The 14025-nt window shown below is 61.1% G+C and carries 15 protein-coding genes; 5 read left to right on the plus strand and 10 right to left on the minus strand.

The window, feature by feature from the left end; all coding sequences use genetic code 11:
• Nucleotides 1-49: 49 nt before the first annotated feature.
• The 3 genes from ACP7D4_RS21275 to ACP7D4_RS21285 all read right to left on the minus strand — a co-directional run bounded on the left by ACP7D4_RS21275 (nucleotide 50) and on the right by ACP7D4_RS21285 (nucleotide 2586).
• The gene (locus ACP7D4_RS21275) at nucleotides 50-937 is read right to left on the minus strand and encodes a dienelactone hydrolase family protein (protein ID WP_426211199.1); all 888 of its coding nucleotides are present in this window, start codon (nucleotides 935-937) and stop codon (nucleotides 50-52) included.
• A gap of 338 nt (nucleotides 938-1275) precedes the next feature.
• Nucleotides 1276-2280 carry a sulfate ABC transporter substrate-binding protein gene (locus tag ACP7D4_RS21280; protein ID WP_426107398.1) on the minus strand — a complete coding sequence of 335 codons (1005 nt, stop codon included), beginning with the start codon at nucleotides 2278-2280 and terminating at the stop codon, nucleotides 1276-1278.
• A 93-nt stretch (nucleotides 2281-2373) separates the two neighbouring features.
• Nucleotides 2374-2586 carry a hypothetical protein gene (locus tag ACP7D4_RS21285; protein ID WP_426107397.1) on the minus strand — a complete coding sequence of 71 codons (213 nt, stop codon included), beginning with the start codon at nucleotides 2584-2586 and terminating at the stop codon, nucleotides 2374-2376.
• A gap of 224 nt (nucleotides 2587-2810) precedes the next feature.
• Here ACP7D4_RS21285 and ACP7D4_RS21290 point away from each other — a divergent pair, with 224 nt between their 5' ends.
• The 3 genes from ACP7D4_RS21290 (at nucleotide 2811) to ACP7D4_RS21300 (ending at nucleotide 5275) form a co-directional block, all read left to right on the plus strand.
• On the plus strand, nucleotides 2811-3533 hold the full coding sequence (locus tag ACP7D4_RS21290; RefSeq protein ID WP_426107396.1) for a phosphatase PAP2 family protein: 723 nt from the start codon (nucleotides 2811-2813) through the stop codon (nucleotides 3531-3533).
• Between the two features lie 70 nt (nucleotides 3534-3603).
• Nucleotides 3604-4428, plus strand: coding sequence for a diacylglycerol/lipid kinase family protein (locus tag ACP7D4_RS21295; protein ID WP_426211237.1), 825 nt, complete (start codon nucleotides 3604-3606; stop codon nucleotides 4426-4428).
• A gap of 10 nt (nucleotides 4429-4438) precedes the next feature.
• The gene (locus tag ACP7D4_RS21300; RefSeq protein ID WP_426107395.1) at nucleotides 4439-5275 is read left to right on the plus strand and encodes a metallophosphoesterase family protein; all 837 of its coding nucleotides are present in this window, start codon (nucleotides 4439-4441) and stop codon (nucleotides 5273-5275) included.
• 143 nt (nucleotides 5276-5418) lie between these two features.
• On the opposite strand, the gene cls is transcribed toward ACP7D4_RS21300, so the two are convergent.
• Together cls and ACP7D4_RS21310 are read right to left on the minus strand one after the other, a co-directional pair.
• Complete coding sequence (gene cls, locus ACP7D4_RS21305) at nucleotides 5419-6810, minus strand: cardiolipin synthase (protein WP_426107394.1); 1392 nt, start codon at nucleotides 6808-6810, stop codon at nucleotides 5419-5421.
• Nucleotides 6807-8915, minus strand: coding sequence for a site-specific recombinase (locus ACP7D4_RS21310; RefSeq protein WP_426211202.1), 2109 nt, complete (start codon nucleotides 8913-8915; stop codon nucleotides 6807-6809). The genes cls and ACP7D4_RS21310 overlap by 4 nt, the downstream gene beginning before the upstream one ends.
• A 316-nt stretch (nucleotides 8916-9231) precedes the next feature.
• Here ACP7D4_RS21310 and ACP7D4_RS21315 point away from each other — a divergent pair, with 316 nt between their 5' ends.
• Complete coding sequence (locus ACP7D4_RS21315; protein ID WP_426107392.1) at nucleotides 9232-10068, plus strand: branched-chain amino acid aminotransferase; 837 nt, start codon at nucleotides 9232-9234, stop codon at nucleotides 10066-10068.
• A gap of 200 nt (nucleotides 10069-10268) precedes the next feature.
• Here ACP7D4_RS21315 and ACP7D4_RS21320 read toward each other — a convergent pair whose 3' ends face one another.
• The 3 genes from ACP7D4_RS21320 to ACP7D4_RS21330 all read right to left on the minus strand — a co-directional run bounded on the left by ACP7D4_RS21320 (nucleotide 10269) and on the right by ACP7D4_RS21330 (nucleotide 12133).
• Nucleotides 10269-10931 carry an OmpA family protein gene (locus ACP7D4_RS21320; RefSeq protein ID WP_426107390.1) on the minus strand — a complete coding sequence of 221 codons (663 nt, stop codon included), beginning with the start codon at nucleotides 10929-10931 and terminating at the stop codon, nucleotides 10269-10271.
• A 104-nt stretch (nucleotides 10932-11035) separates the two neighbouring features.
• The gene (locus tag ACP7D4_RS21325) at nucleotides 11036-11182 is read right to left on the minus strand and encodes a lmo0937 family membrane protein (RefSeq protein WP_426107389.1); all 147 of its coding nucleotides are present in this window, start codon (nucleotides 11180-11182) and stop codon (nucleotides 11036-11038) included.
• Between the two features lie 204 nt (nucleotides 11183-11386).
• Nucleotides 11387-12133: a glycine zipper 2TM domain-containing protein gene (locus tag ACP7D4_RS21330; protein WP_426211204.1), complete on the minus strand. Its 747-nt coding sequence runs from the start codon at nucleotides 12131-12133 to the stop codon at nucleotides 11387-11389.
• A 250-nt stretch (nucleotides 12134-12383) separates the two neighbouring features.
• On the opposite strand from ACP7D4_RS21330, the gene ACP7D4_RS21335 reads away from it, so the two are divergent.
• On the plus strand, nucleotides 12384-13115 hold the full coding sequence (locus ACP7D4_RS21335) for a Crp/Fnr family transcriptional regulator (protein ID WP_426107386.1): 732 nt from the start codon (nucleotides 12384-12386) through the stop codon (nucleotides 13113-13115).
• 293 nt (nucleotides 13116-13408) lie between these two features.
• On the opposite strand, the gene ACP7D4_RS21340 is transcribed toward ACP7D4_RS21335, so the two are convergent.
• Both ACP7D4_RS21340 and ACP7D4_RS21345 read right to left on the minus strand, forming a co-directional pair.
• Nucleotides 13409-13630, minus strand: a complete 222-nt coding sequence (locus ACP7D4_RS21340; RefSeq protein WP_426107385.1) for a glycine zipper 2TM domain-containing protein — start codon at nucleotides 13628-13630, stop codon at nucleotides 13409-13411.
• 45 nt (nucleotides 13631-13675) lie between these two features.
• Nucleotides 13676-13987 (minus strand): BON domain-containing protein, encoded by a 312-nt coding sequence (locus ACP7D4_RS21345; RefSeq protein ID WP_426107383.1) that lies wholly within the window; start codon nucleotides 13985-13987, stop codon nucleotides 13676-13678.
• Nucleotides 13988-14025 lie beyond the last annotated feature (38 nt).

Genomic DNA, 14025 nt, shown 5'->3' on the forward strand with positions numbered 1-14025 from the left:
GCACAGGAGCGTCATGCAATACGCCAATGCTGCGCCAATGACGCAATTCTTAGCTTTTCAGGTGCTCACGCAAGAACGCCACCGTGCGCGACCAGGCCAGCTTGGCCGCTGCTTCATCATAACGGGGCGTGGTGTCGTTGTTGAAGCCGTGCTGTGCGCCCGCATAGACAAAGTGCAGATAGTTGGCCTTGTTCGCGCTCAGCGCTGCCTCGTAGGCGGGCCAACCGGCGAGCACCCGTTCATCCATGCCGGCGTCGTGAATGAGCAAGGGCGTCTTGATCTTGGAAACCTCGGTCGCCGGCGGCTGCGCACCGTAGAACGGTACCGCCGCATCCAATCCCTTGGCCACGGTAGGTAAATAGTTGGCGATGCCGCCACCGTAGCAAAAGCCTACCACGCCGACCTTGCCGCTGCCTTCCGGAAGCTTTTTCAGTACCTCGAACGCAGCCACGAAATCGGCGCGCGTCTTGACCTGGTCGAGTTTGCCGAACAGTTCGCGCGCCTTGTCTTCGTCGCCGGGATAGCCGCCCAGCGGGAACAGCGCGTCGGGTGCAAAGGCGATGAGGTCGTCAAGCGCGAGTCGGCGCGCAATGTCTTCGATGTGGGGATTGAGGCCGCGGTTTTCGTGCACCACCAGCACGGTTGGCATCTTGCCTTTTGCATTGGCCGGCTTGACCAGGTAACCGCGCAGCGTGCCGTAGCCGTTGGGCGACGGGTACTCGACGTACTGTGCCTTGATGCGCGGATCGGCGGGCGCGACCATGGTGGCCGCAAAGCTTGGCGAGAGTGCCGCCAGCAGGCTGGCGGCGGTGGCGCCACCGACCGCGTACTTGCCCGCCTGCGACAGGAAACTGCGGCGATCGATGGCGCCGTGAACGTACCGGTCGAACAGTGCGAGAACCTCGGGATCGAAGTCATGTTGGGTCATGCGTGGCATCGTTTGCGTCTCCTGGTTTTGACAGTGTGGCTCGAAAAACGAGCGCGAAAAAACAATCATAACCCGGTTGCCACGTCACTGCGGGCACGCTGCAAACGTACCAGGACCAGGCGCAGGGCCATGTCGACGCGGACTTTGCCAACTAGCGCAGGCAAGCGTCGCGCCAGCCCCCTTACTGGCCAGCCTGTCGGACTAAACGGAGGCGGCCGAGAAATCCACCTTACCGGTCCCTATTTCACCGCTTTTTTGGTCAATAGAACCACTGACCTTCAAAATCGTCGAAATCTGTCCTCGGACAGCTAAAATTCCGGCTCGCCTCGTCAAGTCCGACAGCGCTGCTAGCGCTTCGGCTGGTAGATCTGGTCGAACAGACCGCCATCGGCGAAGTGCGCCTTTTGCGACTTGGCCCAGTTGCCCGATACTTCATCGATCGTAAACAGCTTCACCTTGGGATACTGCGACGCGTACTTGGCCAGCGTTTTTGGCGCGGTCGGGCGATAGTAGTTTTTCGCAGCGATTTCCTGGCCTTCATCGCTGTACAGGTATTGCAGATACGCTTCGGCGACCTTGCGCGTACCGTGACGGTCAGCCACCTTGTCGACCAGGGCAACGGGCGGCTCGGCCAGAATGCTGACGGACGGCGCGAGGATTTCTACCTTGTCCGGGCCCAGTTCCTTGATGGCCAGCAGGGCTTCGTTTTCCCATGCCAGCAAAACGTCGCCAATGCCGCGCTCGACAAACGTGGTTGTCGCACCGCGCGCGCCCGAATCGAGCACAGGCACGTTCTTGTAAAGCTTGCCGACGAATTCCCTGGCGCTGGCCTCCGTGCCGCCCGGTTGCTTGATGGCATAGCCCCAAGCCGCCAGGTAATTCCAGCGCGCACCGCCGGACGTTTTTGGATTCGGGGTGATCACCGACACGCCCGGCTTGACCAGGTCGCCCCAATCCTTGATGCCCTTCGGATTGCCTTTACGGACCAGAAACACGATCGTCGATGTGTACGGCGAACTGTTGTGCGCAAGACGCTTTTGCCATTGCGGGCTTACGAGGCCGCGCTCGGCGATGGCGTCGATATCGTAGGCCAGACCGAGCGTGACGACATCGGCCTCAAGACCGTCAATCACCGTACGCGCCTGCTTGCCCGAACCGCCGTGCGACTGCTTGACAGTGACGGTGTCGCCAGTCTTGGCTTTCCACTGCTTGGCGAAAGCCGCGTTAAAATCCTGATACAGCTCGCGTGTCGGGTCATACGACACGTTGAGCAGGCTGATGTCTGCCGCGACGGCTGCCTGCGACAGCAGGGCTAGCGCGATCAGTGACTGGCTTATTTTTTTTAACAGCATGGCGGGCACTTTCAAAGTTAGTTCGGGTAGGACTAGAATAAATCCCGCGCTAACGAAAGGACACGAATTAAATCAGTTTTGCATATGCGGTTTTTAATGCGCCTTGGACAGAATAAGCAGCCAGCGGCGCAGCAGCAGCACCTCGACATGGCCGGGTTCGACGCCGGTGTCGCACTCGATGACCGGGTTGACTGGATAGAAGCGTTTACGGAAGTCACGCGTGACCAGCACTTCACGGCGGCCGATGCGCAGCATGAAAGGGGTAGGTGCGTATTCCATACCAAAGTTGCTGTTCAAGGTGGTCATGACAAATTCCTTTTTGTTGGTTTTGCGTCGATCAAGAGAGTCCAGAATATCACAACCACTGTATAAATCCACAGGTACTGTACAAAATCCCAGTATTTTTCTGTTTTGTGGCGTTTACGCAAATTGGATGCATTCATGCAACAGTTCGTTCGCCCGCACGGTCCTCGCGGGCGGCAAACCGCGCTTCGTGCGTAAATGGCGCATTGTCGTCATTAAAGCAAGCCATGAAACAGCGTTTCCCCCGTCTCCATCGGCAGCTTGCCGCGCGTTTCAGTCCAACCGGAACGTTCGGGCTGCATCTGACGCTAGGGGCGCTTGCGATGCTGATGGCGGCGTGGGCGTTTGGCATCGTCGCCAGCGACGTGGTGGCCGGTGCGCCGCTGACGCTGCTCGATGTTCGCCTTGCCAACTGGTTTCACCGGTACGCGCACAGCGGCTGGACCCCGCTGATGCTGTTCATTACTACCTGGCACCAGCAAGCCGGGATCCTGGTCATGGCGCTGGTGCTGGCGCTTTACCTGCGGGCGGAAAAGGCTTTTTACTGGCTGCTGGCGCTGGTATTCGCGGTACCGGGCGGCATGTTGGTCAATGTTTTGTTAAAGTACATATTCCATCGTGCGCGCCCCGGTTTTGATGATCCATTGGTGACCTTGTCGACGTACAGTTTTCCGAGCGGGCATGCGTCCGGCGCAGCGTTGTTCTATGGCTTGCTGGCAGCTTACCTGGTGTGCACGGTGGGGCGCCCGATTTTGCGCGCCGCGGTGCTGTGCGCCGCGGCGGCCATGGTGGCGCTGGTTGCTCTTAGCCGGGTCTACCTGGGCGCGCATTACCTGAGCGATGTACTGGCCGGAGTCGCCTTTGCGCTGGCCTGGCTGGCAGTGTGCATTACCGCCGTATCGACATTCCGGAGGCGCCGCGCGGCGCGCCTCCTTTTAACCGGAGACTAGCCTGACCATCATTGCAGTCATTATCAACGGCAGCGCCGGCAGCGGCCACGACGACGAACAGGCCACTTCTCTGCGCGAAAAATTCGCCGCCCACGGGATGCAGGCGCGCGTCACGCTCGCCTCCAGCGGCGACGAAATGATCGCGGCCGCCAGGGCCGCGCTCGACGAAGGCTTGCAGATCGTGGTGGCGGGCGGCGGCGACGGCACCATCAACGCGGTGGCCTCCGTGATTGCCGGTACCGGGGTGGCGTTTGGCGTGCTGCCAATGGGAACCTTGAATCATTTTGCGAAAGACGTCGGCATTCCCCTGCTGCTTGACGAGGCCATTGCCACGATTGCCAGCGGCGCGCGCAAGCAGGTCGACGTGGGCGAGGTCAATGACAAAATTTTTCTCAACAACTCAAGCCTGGGCCTGTATCCCGACATCGTGCGCGACCGCGAAAAGCAGCAGAACAGGCTTGGGCGGGGCAAGTGGCTGGCGGCCTTGTGGGCGACCCTGGGCGCTTTGCGGCGCTATCCTTTCATTAGCGTGCGGTTGTCGCTTGACGACGGCACCGACCATGCGCGGCGCACGCCGTTCGTTTTTATTGGCAACAACGCTTACATCATGCAGGGGTTCAGTATCGGCGCGCGCGCCGCCCTCGACGGGGGCAAGCTGAGCCTGTATGTGGCGCAGCGGCCGGGCCGCCTGGCCTTGCTGCGCCTTGGCTGGAGTGCGCTGTGCGGGCGCCTGGCCCAGGAGCGCGATTTCGACGTGCTCAGTACCGAAAAAATGGAAATCGACACCCGCCACAAGCGCATCCGCGTGGCGACCGATGGTGAAGTCACAGTCATGCTGACGCCGCTGCGCTACCGGATCCGTCCGGGCGCATTGTCCGTCATCGTGCCTTCTTGAGGAGTTAATCATGCGTACCCTGGTTCATTTGTCCGATCTGCATTTTGGCAAGGTCGACGCCACCTTGCTCGACCCGTTGCGGGACCTGATCCACGCAATCGGGCCGGACGTGGTGGTGGTATCGGGCGACCTGACCCAGCGCGCCAAGAGCGAGCAGTTCGAGGAAGCCAAGGCTTGGCTCGACACTTTGCCCGGGCCGCAGATTATCGTTCCGGGCAACCATGACATTTCCCTGTACAACGTGTTTCGCCGCTTTCTGCAGCCGCTCACGCGCTACAAGCGCTACATCACCGACGATCTCGATCCGATCTATGTTGACGACGAGATCGCGGTGCTGGGCGTGAATACGGCGCGTTCGCTGACGTTCAAGGATGGCCGGGTCAACAAGGAGCAGGTGGAAACGATCAAGCAGCAACTATCGGGCTTGGGTGACACGGTGACGCGGATCATCGTCACCCACCATCCGTTCGACTTGCCCAAGACCTACGACGAAGATGACCTGGTAAACCGCGCGCCCATGGCGATGCAAGCCTTTGCCGACTGCGGCGTCGATTTGCTGTTGGCAGGGCACTTGCATACCAGCCATGCGGGCAGTACGTCGGAGCGGTATCAAATGAGCGAGTACGCGGCGCTGGTGGTGCAGGCGGGCACGGCAACGTCAACGCGGGGGCGGGGCGAGGTCAATTCGTTCAATGTGGTGCGGGTGGAGCATGAGCGCATCGAAGTGGACCGCTATGGCTGGGATGACGTCGGCAAGGCATTTTCGCTGATGAAAACGGAGCCGTTTTTGCGCAGAGGGAATGTGTGGTCGGCGCATACGGAGGGCTTGTACGCAACGGGGCTGTGAGGGTGGGCGAGCGTGTGCGTCTCGACGGCGCTGGTCGGAAAAGGGGGCCGCCCAGGCACCTTCGGCCTCTTCCGACGGTATTTACGGGGCAGGCAAAGCTTTTTCAACAGGCTGCGCGAGGGCGATGCGCTTAACGGACCCGATCAGATCCAGTACTCCGTCAGGCGCGACGCAAATTCTTTGATCCGGTCCGAAATGGGCCTTCTGCGCCATTCTTGCAACGTTACTTCCTTGGAATCGCGCAAGTCTTCCGCGTAAGCGCTTTCCATGTCGCGCCCAAACGCCGGGTCGAGTATCACCACGTTCAATTCATAGTTGTGCAGAAAGCTGCGGCGGTCGATATTAGCCGAGCCCACCGTCGACCAAGTGCCGTCAATGACAGCTGTCTTGGCATGCAGCACCGCTACCTGCAACTGAAAAATCCTCACGCCATTGCTCAGCAATGTTTCATAGAACGCGCGTCCGGCATGCATCACCAGGCCGTGGTCTGATACGCCCGGCAACACCAGCTTGACGTCTACGCCGCGCTTGGCAGCGGCCACCAGCGCATCGACAAATTGCTGGTCCGGCACAAAATAGGCGGACGTGATGTGTACCGAGGTTTTTGCTTCCTGGATGGCGATGATGAAGGCCTTGTAGATCTCCGATTCCCGGTCCGGATCGGTCGCGAGGACGCGCACAATCTTGTCGCCCATCGGCGGCAGCGACGGGAAATAGTCGGCCTCGGCCAAGTCGCCCGCATCCTGGTCGACCCAGGCGTTAATGAAATTCCACTGCAGCGAAGCGACTGCCGGACCTTCGATCTTGATATGCGTGTCGCGCCAGCCGACCTTTTTCTTGTCGACCGTCTCCGGCTTGCGGCTCGAGCGGAAAAAGGAACTGTTGGCGTAGGTGCTGCTGATGTTGATGCCGCCGGTAAATGCCGCTTTGCCGTCAACCACCATCAGCTTGCGGTGGTCGCGGTTGTTCAATTCCCATTTGCCGATGCGCTTGGTCGGGTTGACCGGGTTAAATGCCAGGACGTTGACGCCCGCCGCTTTCATACGCGCGAAGAACTCCGGCGGCGTTGCCATCGCGCCCACGCTGTCATACAGCACATTGACCGTCAAGCCCTGCCTGCGCTTTTCGATCAGCAGGTCGGCAAATTGCAGGCCGACCGGGTCCTGGTCGAAGATATAGGTTTCCAGGTTGATCGAGCTTTTTGCCGCGCTCGCCGCCGCCATCATTTCCTTCATGGTGATCGGGCCATCGAACAGCAGCGTCACCTTGTTGCCGGCGATGAGGGGCACACCGGTGGCCGCTTCTTCGAGCAAGGCCAGCGCCTTCATGTCGGGCGTGGCCTTGGCCCAGCGTTTGGCCAATAAGTCAGCGGCCTGCTTGCGGGCAAGGCGTCCTTTGGCGGTGGCGACAATGGGGTTCTCGCGGGCAGCCACCGGCTGCGCGTCCGAATTGACCTGCGGCAGCGAAACGCAGGAGGTCAGCGCAAGCGCGCACGCCAAAAAGGTGGACAGCGCCGCAGCGCGCATGGTGCTCATTTGGTTTCCCCAAAAGGTTCGGTGCCGGGCCGATATGAACAAAAGTTCTTTGGCCCGATAAAAAAATCAATGGGCGCGCCCAGGAAGCGGCGACCCATGGTCTGGACCAGGGACATGCCCTGGGTGAAATGCACCTTGCGCGCGCGCAGCGCCACCCACAGCGCCAGCGAAAAGCTGACCAGCAAGTTGACGCTGCCGATGGCGAGGAAGCCGGCGATCGAGGTGGCGGCCAGCTGCCAGCTCATGTGATGATCGAGGGCGACCAGCGCCGTGGAGAAGTTGGCAGCCGAAAACGTCACGTGGCGGATGTCGAGCGGCAGGCCGAGGCCGTCACCGAGCTTGCCAATGGTGCCCAGCATGACCCCAAATACCAGGTTGCCCATCAGGCCGCCAAGATTGTTTTCGACGTAGAGGGCCAGGCGCGCCAGCCGGTCCGGTCCCAGCAGGCGGCGCAGAGCGCGCAGTTGCGCCACGCGCTGCGCCATCTGGGTGTACAGCGCCTTGTTGTCGTAGTAGCCCGAAATGAGGCCGGCCAGGAACAGGCACACGCCTGCGATGGCGGCGTAGAACAGCGCCAGGCTGTGGAAGGGATCGATGTCGTGCAGCAGGTGGGCCGCCTTTTGCGGCGACGCCAGGTGGGTGCCGGTGATGAGCGGCCAGCAAACGGCGATCAGCCAGGCAATCGGCAGCACGGTGGCCAGGTTGCCGAGCACGGCGATGCACTGGGTGCGAAACACCTTGCTGAGCAAGTCGGCCATGCTGTCGAGGTCGATGTTGCGTCCATCCTTGCTCGACAAGCCGCTGGCAATGCGCGAGGCCGTCATTGCCGGTTGCTTGGTGGCGATGGTGAAATGCAGCATGTGGATCAGCACAAAGCCGAATGAATAGTTCAGGCTGAACAGGAAGGCCTCGACCAGCGGCGCCGTGCGCAGCGTACCCATCAAAATCTTAATGAGCGCCATGAAACCGACAATGACGCCGGCGCCGGCCGAGGACAGGAACATGCCGCGCAGCTCGCTGCGGTTGTCCGCAATGTAGTGCTCGCCAGTGCGGCTGGCGTTTTCGGTAACGTTGCGCGCCAGCAGGTCGATATTGTCGGCAAACAGGTCGCGCACCGTGTACTTGTGGTTGTGCGCTTCGACCAGTTCCTGGGCCAGGGCAATGGCGCCGGCGCGGCGCAGCGAGGTGGGCGGCTTGTCGGCCGGCGTTGCCTGGTCGGCGACCAGTGCCAGGTCGACCGTGGGCGCGGCGGGCAGCTCGCCGCTGACGTCGACCAGGAACAGCAGCTTGCGCAGGCGGTCGATGCTCTGGGTCAGCGCGACGAGTACATAAGTGAGTGCCACGCTGGTGCCCTGCGTGGTGGCGTTCCTGCGCACCTTGTCGATGACGCTGCTGCACTGGTCGAGCATGACCAGGATGGGGCGCGCGTCTTCCAGTGGCGCATCGCGTTCGGCGAGCAGGCGCTGGTAGCCGTCCAGATAGTGATTCACTTCAATGTTTTGCATCAGGAACGGCGAATCGAAGTTTTCGATATCGGCGTGGCTACGAATCAGGCGCGGCTCCAGGCCCAGTGAGCAGACGCGGCAGGAGAGGGTGCGGATCGCTTCCAGCATGCCCAGCAGCGTCGTGCGCCCCGGGTCGGCGGGCGGCTTATCAGTGGCAAGCGCAGCGGCCGGCGCGGCGGCGACGAGCACGTCGTACAGCGCCAGCCAGTCTGCGATCGGCACGCCATTGATCCAGGCATAGTCGGTATTCACGTACAAAACCTGGTCGATCGCGTCGTTCAGGTAGACGTCGCCCAAGGCGGGCGGCAGGCAGCGGTAGGAGATGCGCCGTTTCAGCTCAGTAAAAAAGCCATCGTTCGATAGCACTCCGATATCGGTATACAAGCTGGCGTGCCGGCGGCTTTCAAGCAGGCGCGTCAGATAGCTGCGCAGCGCCGAGGCGAGCTGCGGCGTGCCGCGGAGCAGATGGGTCAGCGTGCGGATGCGTGCGCTCGCCAGCGCTGCGTCGCCGGCTTTTTCGGGACGCAGCTGCTGCACCAGTTCGACCAGCATGTCGATACGGTCGCTGTGGGGATTGATGCGTTCTAAGATGCTTAACATGGCAATTATTGCTGCAGATACTAAAAGGCTAGTGTACTTGGCTTACCGCAAGGACTTGTGTACGCTAGCGTACGCATGCGTCGCCAATCGAAAATATATTTATGCACTGAAACATTTTTTTTTGGGGGCAGACCTCCAAAATCTCATTTTTGTACCGGCGACCAATTGTTCTGATAAAAAACGTGATCCTTGAGGCGAGGGCCATTGCCTAGTGACTGGGCGGAAATAATCTCCCCGCAGAGGTCGGACCCCGGTTTGTTGCTGGGGAGCTTTCTTCGGGTACACTTATTCCGGTATTTTTTATAGAGGACCGCATATGTACCTGACTTATTTCAAGGGTCAATGGGCAGAGGGAAATGTTCCCCTGTTCGGCGCCATGGACCACAGCGTCTGGCTGGGCTCGTCCGTGTTCGACGGTGCGCGCGCCATTCGCGGCCATTTGCCCGATTTGCGACCGCACTTGCAGCGCGTCATCCATTCGGCCACGCGGCTTGGCCTGCAGTGCCCGCTGACGGTCGATGAGATGGAAGCGCTCACGCGCGAAGGCGTGGCCAAGTTCCCGGCCGAGGCCGAGCTGTATATCCGGCCCCTCGTGTTCGGTTGCGAAGGCTTTCTGATTCCCGAGCCCCAGCACAGCGGTTTTGCCCTCACGCTGTTCGATTCCCCCATGCCCGCATTCACCGGGTTTTCGGCCTGCTTGTCGCCGCTGCGCCGCCCGGACGCGGACATGGCGCCCACCGACGCCAAGGCGTCAGCGTTGTATGCCAACTCGACGCGCGTCATGCGCGAAGCGAAGGAGCGCGGCTACGATAATGCCGTCGTGCTCGACAGTAAGGGTGCGGTGGCTGAATTTGCGACGTCCAATCTGTTCCTGGTCACGCCCGAGGGCAAGGTGGTCACGCCTGTCCCGAATGGCACGTTTTTGGCTGGCATCACCCGCGCGCGTGTGATTGCCTTGCTGGCCGAGGCCGGCGTGGCGGTCGAGGAGCGCAGCGTGGCGCCGCAAGAGTTAGCGGCGGCGCTGGAGATTTTCAGTACCGGCAACTACGGCAAGGTCACGCCTTGCGTGCGCTACGAGGCGCGCGTGCTGGCCGCAGGACCGGTCGCCACGCTGGCGCGCGAGCGCTATGGCGCGTATATCGAAAGCACCTGAGCTGGGCGGCACCGTTTATGCGCCCGCCACGGCCTGCGCGGCTGCGCTCTCGGCGCCGCTCTAGGTAGGGAAGCAGTAGATCGCCAGCAACCGGGATGTAGGCGACGTGAAAAAACCGGCACCGGCGTCAACTTGCGGTTGACGCCTGGTGCCGGTTTTTTTCGCTTCGTCTGGCCTTTGGCAGCGCCGGAGCGCGATGATCAGCCCTGGCGCTCCGCCACGTAGATCTCGACGCGGCGGTTGCGCGCGCGGCCCGAATCGCTGTCATTCGATGCGACCGGCTCGCGCTCGCCGCGGCCGTCGATCATGATGCGGTTGGGCGACACGCCGCGCTGCGACAGGTAGTCGCGGGTGCGCGCGGCACGGTCCACGGACAGCGGATCGTTGACGCTCGCGCTGCCGGTGCTGTCGGTGTGGCCGATGATCGACACGGTGGCGGCCGGGTTGTCGTTGAGGGTCTGCGCAAAGCGCTCGAGCACGGGACGGAAGTTCGACTTGATGTCGGAACGGCCCGTGTCGAACGAGACGTCGGCCGGAATGTCGAGCTTGAGGCGGTTGTCGGACGTCTGGCTGACCTGGATGCCGGTGCCGCGCGTTGCCGCTTCCATTTCCTGCTTTTGCTTTTCCATCCGGTTCGACCAGATGTTGCCGATCAGCGCGCCTGCTGCGCCGCCCAAGATCGCCCCACGGGTGGCACGGCCGCCGCCGCCGCCGCTGGTGCTGCCACCGATGATGGCGCCCAGGCCGGCGCCGACGCCAGCGCCCGTTGCCGTGCCGCGCTGGGTGGTGGACATGTCGGCGCAACCGGTGGCCATGGCGAGGACGGTCACTGCAACCAATGATTTAGCAATATTCTTATTCATAAACTTCTCCTTGAAAGATTAAATCCGTTTCGCGGTCACGCCAGTAATCCAGGCGTAACTGCGAAACGGATCGGTCATCAAATGATGGCCAGCTACAGCAAGTGCTATATGCCGCGTCCGCTAATCAAGCGAATCAGGATCATGATAACAGCCACGACCAGCAAAATGTGGACGAAGCCACCCAGGGTGTAGGAGGTGACCAGGCCGAGCAGCCACAGGATTAACAGTACGACGGCAATTGTATAGAGCATGATGGGTCCTCGGTAGGGTTGTGTGGGGCGACTAAGGTCGTTGACACAAGTATCCCAAAAACCCTTCTCCGATTCCGTACGTTAGCGTACATTGATTGACAAAATTCTGTCCTATTCGCAATAAATCCTTACAATTAAAAACGCCCGGTCGCAGCTTGCCGACCGGGCGTATCTGGTGCCTGGGCGGCGCCTGCCGCCCCGGGTTCAACCAGCGTGGTGCAGCGCGCCGTTGACGACCTTGATGCGGTCGCCCGAGTTGTAGCCGTTCAGATTTTGCAGGTGGAAGGTGCGCGAAGCGCCATTGTCCATGCGCACATGGACTTCATAGCTAGTGGTCGCTTTCATGTTGCCCTCGACCTGGTTGCCGACCACTGCGCCGCCCACGGCGCCCGCCACGGTGGCCAGTTTTTTGCCGTTGCCGCCGCCAATCTGGTGGCCGAGCAAGCCGCCAAGGATGGCGCCGCCGGCGGCGCCCACGCCGCTGCCCTGGGCGCGCGTCTTGATGGCGCGCACCGAGTCGACGCGGCCGCAATTGCTGCAGACCTTGTGTACGGGCCTGGTGTCCGCTTGCGCCAGGCGCATCGGCTCCTGGTACGACGCTTCGCGGTAGGCCGGCTGCGCCGGTGCGCGCGCGGCAAGGCCGTTGCGTTCGCGCTGGGACACGGTGTCGCGGTCGAGCTGGGCGAGACGGTCGCGTTCGCGCTGGGCTTCCACGCCGGTGTTGCCCACGTTCATGCCGTTGCCGTTACTGTCAGTCAGGCTGGAAGCGAGGGCCGCGCGGTCGCTCGCGGTCAGCTCGCCGCTGCTGGTCTTGCCGCCGAAGCTAGATGGAATCCAGCCCATGATGGCGGCGGTGCCGGCCAAACAGAACAGGATGATGGCGACCGCAGCCAGGATCATCATTGGATGATGGCTTGCCGGTTTGACCGGCGCGTTGAGGGGAGTGTTCATGGTTTTTTTCCTTTTATTGTCAGGGTCGAATGGCGCGAGCATGCGCGGCGCTTTGTTCGATACCGCTCATTGTCCGTTTTAGAGACGGGCGCTTCCGTGCGTCACCGTACATACTTTCATTATTATTATCGCTACGCTGATCGAAATTGTTTGCAAATGTATCCGCACTACTCAATCAGCAAAGTTCCCCGATGGTTTCTCCCCTTTTCGTCCGATGTATCATACTGCGCAGCGCTTGCAGGGGCGCGCCATGAGTATCGTGTCGCCCCAAGAAGTCGCTCATCCAAACGGCAACGAACTGCTTGCAGCCTTGCCTGCGCATGACTTCGCGCGCCTGGCGCCGATGCTTGAGCCGGTGCAGATTGACGTTGGCGAAGTGCTGTCCGAGCCGGCGGCGCCGATTCGCCATATCTATTTTCCCAACGACAGCCTGATTTCGCTGCTGGGCGTGGCCGAAGGACGCATGACACTTGAAGTGGGCCTGGTCGGGCGCGAAGGCATGCTGGGCGCCACCGTGGCGCTGGGGCATGACGTGTCGCAGGTGCGCGCCATCGTGCAGCGCGCCGGCAGCGCCAGCCGCATGGACAGCGCCAAGTTTCGCACCGAGTTCGCGCGCAACCCGTCGCTGCAGCGCGTGCTGTACCGCTATACCGACACCTTGCTGGCGCAGGCCATTCAGATTGCCGTGTGTAGCCGCTTTCACGTGCTCGAGGCGCGCCTGGCGCGATCGCTGCTCATCACGCGCGACCGACTCAAGTCCGATAAATTCCATCTCACGCATGAGTTTTTGGCCCATGCGCTCGGGGTGCGCCGGGTCGGCGTGACCAAGGCGGCCAGCGCGCTGCAGCAGCAGGGGCTGATCATTTACAGTCGCGGCAATATTGAGATCCTCGACGTGCAGGGCCTTGCAGCGGCTTCCTGCAAATGCTACGAGATTGTCAAGGATGCCGGCGTGACCGCGCTGTCCACCGCCTTCGTCTGAGCGTCGGTGTAAAGCGTCATTGCGCGGGTCGCCAAACCGGTGTTGATGCCAATCGTTCGCCCCTCGCTCGTCTCTTTACTCGTCTTTTTGCTCGTCTTTTCGCTCGACTTCGCTTCTCTCTTCACTTTTCGCCGCGCTTGCTTCTCAGCCTGCATCGGCCGCATCTTCTGTGCACGGCCGATCCTGGGCTGTGCCCGCACGCCCCGTGCCTGCCTGGCGGCGCCCGGCGCAAACAACGCGGACAAAAAAACGCCCCGCAAGGCGGGGCGCTTTTGATCGTGCAAGCCGGCGAATTAACGCGTGGTCTTGACCTGGTTGCCGACAACGCCGCCAACTGCCGCGCCGCCGACGACGCCGACCGGGCTGCCGCCGGTCAGTACGCCGCCGATGACTGCACCAGCGCCAGCGCCGATGGCGGTGTTCTTGTCCTGGTTGGACATGCCGGCGCAACCGGTCAGGCCCAGTGCGACTGCAACGAGCGATGCACTAACGACGATTTGTTTGAATGATTTCATTTTGAGCCTCTTGAACAGATATTAAGTCGATTAATTAAGTACGTATTACTTCATGCGGATGTCGTTTTTAACCGACTTCACACCTTTAACGCCGCCAGCGACGCGCGCTGCATTGGCGATGTCGCCGCCTTGTGCGACAAAGCCGCTCAACTGAACCACGCCCTTGTAGGTTTCGACGTTGATTTCAGTTGCCTTCAGTGTTGGGTCGATGGCAAATGCCGATTTCACGCTGGCGGTAATGACGCTGTCGTCCACGTACTCGCCAACGCTTTCGGTTTTCGCGGTAGGGGCGCAGCCGACAACAGTGGTCAGCATCATGGCAGCCAACAGGCTCGATACGATTCGCAGGTTTTTCATGTTATTTTCCTTTAATGGTGGTAAGCGTTTTAAAGCTT

Source organism: Massilia sp. TWP1-3-3 (assembly GCF_049897805.1).
GTDB lineage: Bacteria > Pseudomonadota > Gammaproteobacteria > Burkholderiales > Burkholderiaceae_D > Telluria_A.